Annotated in this window: 6 protein-coding genes; 4 read left to right on the plus strand and 2 right to left on the minus strand. The window is 69.8% G+C overall.

The features are described 5' to 3' along the window. Positions 1-46: 46 nt before the first annotated feature. Positions 47-1501: a hypothetical protein gene (locus ABKW28_RS22380; RefSeq protein ID WP_348613428.1), complete on the minus strand. Its 1455-nt coding sequence runs from the start codon at positions 1499-1501 to the stop codon at positions 47-49. A 50-nt stretch (positions 1502-1551) separates the two neighbouring features. Beyond that, positions 1552-2676 (minus strand): tyrosine-type recombinase/integrase, encoded by a 1125-nt coding sequence (locus ABKW28_RS22385; RefSeq protein WP_348613430.1) that lies wholly within the window; start codon positions 2674-2676, stop codon positions 1552-1554. Positions 2677-3003: 327 nt separating this feature from the next. Here ABKW28_RS22385 and ABKW28_RS22390 point away from each other — a divergent pair, with 327 nt between their 5' ends. The 4 genes from ABKW28_RS22390 (at position 3004) to ABKW28_RS22405 (ending at position 5568) form a co-directional block, all read left to right on the plus strand. Then, positions 3004-3213: a helix-turn-helix domain-containing protein gene (locus ABKW28_RS22390; RefSeq protein ID WP_348613432.1), complete on the plus strand. Its 210-nt coding sequence runs from the start codon at positions 3004-3006 to the stop codon at positions 3211-3213. A gap of 5 nt (positions 3214-3218) precedes the next feature. Next, on the plus strand, positions 3219-3473 hold the full coding sequence (locus ABKW28_RS22395; RefSeq protein WP_348613434.1) for a hypothetical protein: 255 nt from the start codon (positions 3219-3221) through the stop codon (positions 3471-3473). Positions 3474-4000: 527 nt separating this feature from the next. Further along, complete coding sequence (locus tag ABKW28_RS22400) at positions 4001-4423, plus strand: hypothetical protein (protein WP_348613436.1); 423 nt, start codon at positions 4001-4003, stop codon at positions 4421-4423. 875 nt (positions 4424-5298) lie between these two features. Then, entirely contained in the window at positions 5299-5568 is a 270-nt protein-coding gene (locus tag ABKW28_RS22405) for a hypothetical protein (protein WP_348613438.1), read from the plus strand. Positions 5569-5671: the final 103 nt, after the last annotated feature.

A 5671-nucleotide genomic window follows, 5' to 3' on the forward strand; every position in this document is an offset into this window, starting at 1 on the left:
GCCAGAAACCTAGACAGAGAACGGCGTGCGCCACATCAGGCCACGCTCAGCGACCCACGGAAGGGTCACAAGAGCCGAAAATGTGTTGGACCTCCCGGCCGGCGCTGGGGTCGTAGCGCCGCCGCCCGCCCGTGCTGCGGGCCAGCTCGATGAGGGGTTGCAGCGCGTCGGCGGCCTGTGGGTGCAGCGGGATCATGCGTTCGGCGTAGCCCTTGCCGACCGGGATCCGCAGCCGCGGGTGCCCGTCGGGGTAGGTGTCGAGGCAGTCGACGGCGAGCCGGCGGATCTCGTCGCGGCGGGCGCCGCTCCACCGGGCCACGATCAGGGCCGCCCGCTGATAGGGGTTGGGCAGTTGCTCGACGGCGTTCATGAGCTTGGCGAGTTCGTGGTCGGGGATGAACCGCGGCAGCGGTTTGGGGATCTTCGGGATGTCGCCGCGGGTGAACAGCACCCGTGCCGGGACGTCGTCCCATCCCCAGGCGGCGGTCTCGGTTACGAACCGGGTGATCAGCGTGACCACGGTTCGCCGGTAGCTGATGCTCAACGGAGCACCGGTCTGCTGGTTGGTCTGCTTGCCAAGCCAGCGCAAGAACTCCTCGGCATGCTCGCGATGCAGGTCGGCCAGGCTGTCCATCTCCGGATGCGCCTCGCCCATCCAGTTCGCCAGGCGGCGCAGCGCGTCGCGGGCGTGGCGCACGGTCTGTGGCCGGTCCAGGTTGGCGTCCAGGTGCGGCCGTAGGTAGCGCTCGATGACGGCGCAGATCTTCGGCGGCGCGCCGGGCGGGGCGAGCTGGTTCATCCAACTGCCGGCGGTGACCCGTCCGGTCGGCGGCCGGTCTACTTGGCCGAGGTCGAAGAGCAACACGTGCACCGCGTGCAAGCGAGCGATCGCCGAGCGCAGGTACCCGTCGGCGGTCTCGGTTGGCGGTCGCTCGTCGGGTGCCCGGGAGTAGAACTCCCGTACCGGGTCCAGCCGCAGCCGGGCGGTGAAGGCGTCGATCGCGGCGCGGAGCTCGTCGAGGTCATCGACGTTCAGCGCGGTTAGGTCCGGGTCGCCGCGGTGCAGCAGCATCCGCCCCAGCGGCCAGACCAGCTGAGTGCGCGCCGTGGCGTAGCCGAGCTCGGTGAGCCGGGCCACGTGCCGATCGAACAGGCTCGCGTCCACGCCGAGGCCGCCGTGCCGGGCCTGGAGCTTGAACGGGCTGGTGAACGTTCGGGCGAGGAGCACCGGGTAGTCCAGGCCGACGCCGTGCACCAGCGCCAGGTAGGTCAGGTAAGGCATGATCACGCTCGCCCCGCCGTGCGGGTGCTGCCCGCGCACGCAGTTCTCCTTGTCCAGCAGGCGCTGCCGCAGCGGTGCGTCGAACCAGTCGGCCAGCACCGGCCACCGTTCGACGAACCGGTCGTAGTTCTTCATCCGGTCCCAGCGCGACGCGTAGCTGGTGCAGTGCTTCTCGACCCACTCCTGGTAGGTGGCCCGGTCGGCGTGCACCCGTGGCACCACCGCAGGGTCTGGTGCCGCGGTCAGGTGCCGTACGGGGCCGGTTTCGGTCACGACCGGTCCCGCAGCGCGTGGTCGTAATCGGCGAGCACCTGCTCGTCGGAAACTCGGGTGTAGATGCGGACCGACTCCGGCGAGGCGTGCCCGAGCCGCTTCTGCAAGGCCAGTTCGCGCATCCCGCCCTCCCACATCGCGGTGGCGTGCGTGTGCCGCAGCGCGTGCGGCGTCTTGTCCGGCGCCCGGATCCCGAGGCGGTCCAGGCGGCGGGCGAACCCGCGCACCACGGCCTGGTAGCTCAGCGGCTCGCACCGACGTTCACCGGTGCCGCCGACCAGGAACACGAACGGGCTCTCACCGTCCAGCGGCCGTTCGTGCAGCACGTACCGGTTGACGGCGTCCAGCGTGCGCGGCTCATGCAGGTCCACCACCCGTTCGGTTCGTGCCTTTGCCCGGGCGCCGCGAGGGTGGTCGTCGCGCTTGCGGATCGTGACGCGGCGGCGGCCGTAGGAGATGTCGTCGAGCTGCAGGCACAGCACCTCGCCGGGACGTAGGCCGCCGTCGAGCATCAGCAAGACGATCGCCAGGTCGCGCATCGTGGTCAGGCTGGCCAGCAGGACGTCGATGTCCTCGGTGCTCATCGGCCGCGGCAGCCGCAGCGGTAGCCGGACCCGCACCGTGCGGCGGATTGGTTGCTGCCGGCTCGCGCCGACGAACGGCTGGTGACGTTCCGGCACCCGGCCCAGTGCGTGGTCGATCCGCCGCTGCATCGGGTTCTCCCCGTTCGTGTACTGCTCGGCCGCGATCGCCCAGTCGAAGAAGCTCGACGTCGCGGCCAGCACACGCTGCACCGTTGCCGGTGCCAGCAGCCGGCCCTGTTCGGTGGCCACCGTCAGCCCGAGGCGCTGTGCCGGCCGACGCGACGGTACCCGGCGCAGGTAGCCGAGGAACTCCAGCGCCGTCGGCGGACCGAAGTCGTTCCAGCCCAGCGACCGATCGGCCATGAACAGCGCCAGGTGCCGCAGGTCGTAGCCGTAGGCGCACACCGTGTTCGGGCTGTATCCCGCGTCGAACAGGTGGGAGAGGAATGGGTTCACCGCCGCCACCTCGCCACCGTGGTCGTCGACCAGCATCACGCGCCGGACGATGCCGTCCTCCCGCTGCTTGACCACTCGCACACCGGCCTCCCTCGCCGGTGTCCATGTCATCAGGCCGCAGCACTCAACTCATGCAGGCAACCATCCCGGCGTGTCCAGATAACAGAGAACTGTTCGCTCACTGCGCAGACACCCGGGCGGTGAAAGTAAAATTGATGCGCACAGCGTTGACCAGGTCCCGCATGGATGGGCTGACCTGCGAAAACGCATCTTTCGGCGCGAGCGGGCAGGCCTCTGACCTGCGCATTCGCCGATGCGCACACCGGAGGGCTGTCGCGCATGAGATGCAACGGGCGAGCACGTCCCGGCACAGTGTCGTCACCGAGCGCAACGAAAGAAGGACGACACGTGACGAACAGCAATGAAGCGCAGCGGGCACGAGAAACGATGAGCGTGCCGGAGGCCGGCGCCGTGCTTGGCATCGGCCGAGCCGCCGCCTACCGGGCAGCCCAGCAAGGCGAACTGCCAACCATACGAATCGGCAGGCGCCTCCTGGTCCCTCACTCGGCCCTGCGCCAGCTTCTGGGCGGTCCGACGGACACCGGGGCCGCACTGTGAGCGTGATGCGTCGTGGCCAGCAACTAGACCCCGACGACTGGAACGCCAGCGGCATGCCCGTGGACGACGACACCGCGGAGCTGGTGGTGCACTTCGGCGACGCCGCCACGGTCACCACGGCCGCCGAGGTCTGTGGGCGCCTGGGTATCCCGCTGGCCGCATTCCACGAGGGCATGGCCGGCCTTGTCGCCAACGGCTTCCTGACCGTCGAGCCAGACGGCAGCTACGCCGCCGACCTAACCAGCGAGGTCCGGCAGTGACGGCGCGAGAGGCCGCCCGGACCGCGATCCGCCGCCGCGCCATCGCTGAGGGCTGGTCATCCACCCTGCTGGCCATCGCTGAGGATTTGGCAGGCAGCGCGAACGACGACGGCACCCACGCGTTGCGCAGCCAGGTCGCGCAAGCCGAGGCGCTGGGGATCAGTGAGGCCACGGTGAAGCGACGGCGCCAGGACTTGAGAGAGATGGGTGTGTTCGTGGTGCGTCGTCAGGGCGGCAACGGACGCGGCGCCAGCGTCGTGGACCTCGGACCGTCGGTGCTCGACCAGGGCGCAACGCCGGAACCCACTCCCCCAAGTAGCGGGTCAGTGTCAGGCGTGAACGTGACCCCCTACTCGCCCATGACTCCCGACTGCAGCAGCGGGTCAGTGCCAGGCGTGAACGTGACCCCCTACTCGCCGAGTAGCAGGTCAGTAGCAGGTCAGTCGCAGGTCACGGTTACGCCTAAACCTGACCCCGTCCTTCTGTCCTCTAGTCCTCAAGCAGCAAGCAGCAGCAAGGAGCCCGACGTGCACACCGACCCCGGCGCCACCTCCCCCACCCCCGTCGAGCAGATCGCCACGGCGTACGACACCGACACCGACACCGCCGCCGCCCTCCTCGCCATCGCCGAGAAGGACCCCAGCATCCACAACCCCGCCGGCTACCTCCTCGCCGGCACCGAATGGACCAGCTGCCAGCGGATGCTTCAACAGGCCCGCGAGCGAGTCGCCGACGCGGCCACCAGGCAGGACCGCGCCAGCCGCCGCGCGGCCGCCGAGCGAGAGCTGGGACCCCGCCCCGAAGGCCGCCACCTCCAGCACCTCATCTACGCCTGGGACTGCGCCGCGCACGCCTACAGCGCCCGCGAGCGCTATCCCAACCGCTGGCGCGACGAGCTCGACCGCTACCGCGACCTGCAGCGCGACCATCGAGAGGCTGCCACCGCATGACAAACCACCACAACGACGACCCTGACTCCGTGACCGGTCAGTGGGGGTCTCGCGCGCGGGAACAGCGGCCGGGCGTGTCGCCTGCTGTCGCTGCCTTCCGGGAGTTGGTCGCGGCCGACCGTCGGCGCCTGCGTCGGCAGGTCGCTCGTGACGCCGAAGGTGTGCGCACGTGGGTGACCAAGGTCTACGGCCTCATGCGGGCTGCCGTACCCGAGGGGCCTGACGCTGCCGACGTGGCTCGGAGCGCCATTCTGCGGGCCTTGCTGGCACAGCACCCCGTGAGGGCTTCGGAGGAGTACCGGGCGCAGCTGAAGGCGTCGCTGCGCGTGCGGCCGGTGAGTGATGGGGGGAATGCCGACCCGGGCGAACTGTGGTTCGAGGAGTCGTTTCCGCGGGTGCGTGCGGCGAGGTCGCCAGCGCCAGCCAAGCCATGACCGCCCCTGTCGCTCATTAATTGCTCCGCCTAGCAGATGTGTCTGATAATTGTCAATAGACAGACAGGACTGAAAGGTGGCCGACATGTGCGGGGCAGATCAACAAGACCGGCAGCGCCCCTGAGCGCGCCCGGCTGGCCGCGATGGTGAGCCTGGACGACGCAGCACGCGCTGTCGGGCGACACCCGGCCAGCATTCGCCGGTACGAAACCGCCCGCACGACGATGCCGGCCCCCGTCATGTTGATGCTCGCGGACCTGTACGGCGTCGCCCCCGCCGCCCTAGTCGGGACTGACGCAGGCTATCGACCTGCTACGCGCTCCACGCGTCTGCGCAGGTCCCAAGGCACTTAGGCCTGCGAGTCGCCCACTCCGCCACCAGCCCGTGCCGCGGGCGAGCCACCACCGCACTTTGCTTCACCCACCGAGAGGACCTACCCCGATGCGCAGGATCACCGCCCCCAACGCCCCCACCGGCGCCACGCAGGCCGCCGGCGCCGGTGGTTTCGCCTGGATCGACGGCGTGACCTACCTGACCGACGCCCCGGCCGCCGGCTCCGACCCGCACGCCACCACCGTCGACGCGCTCACCCGCGCCGGGTACGTGGTCACCGAGGGGGTCACCCCGCCGGCGAAGTGGGGCGAGGTGGTCGAGGCCCTGCGCGGCCCGAGCAGCGCTCACCAGCTCGCGCAGCTCGCCCTAGCCGACTGACGACCGGCCCGCCACCAACCCCTGCTGTCTGATACGAAGATAAACAGTTGGCCGGGGTTAGCTGGCTTTCTCCAGGGTGACGGTGTAGCCGAGTTGTTCGAGC

Origin of the sequence: Nocardioides sp. 31GB23 (genome assembly GCF_040012395.1) — a bacterium.
Classification (GTDB): domain Bacteria; phylum Actinomycetota; class Actinomycetes; order Propionibacteriales; family Nocardioidaceae; genus Nocardioides; species Nocardioides salarius.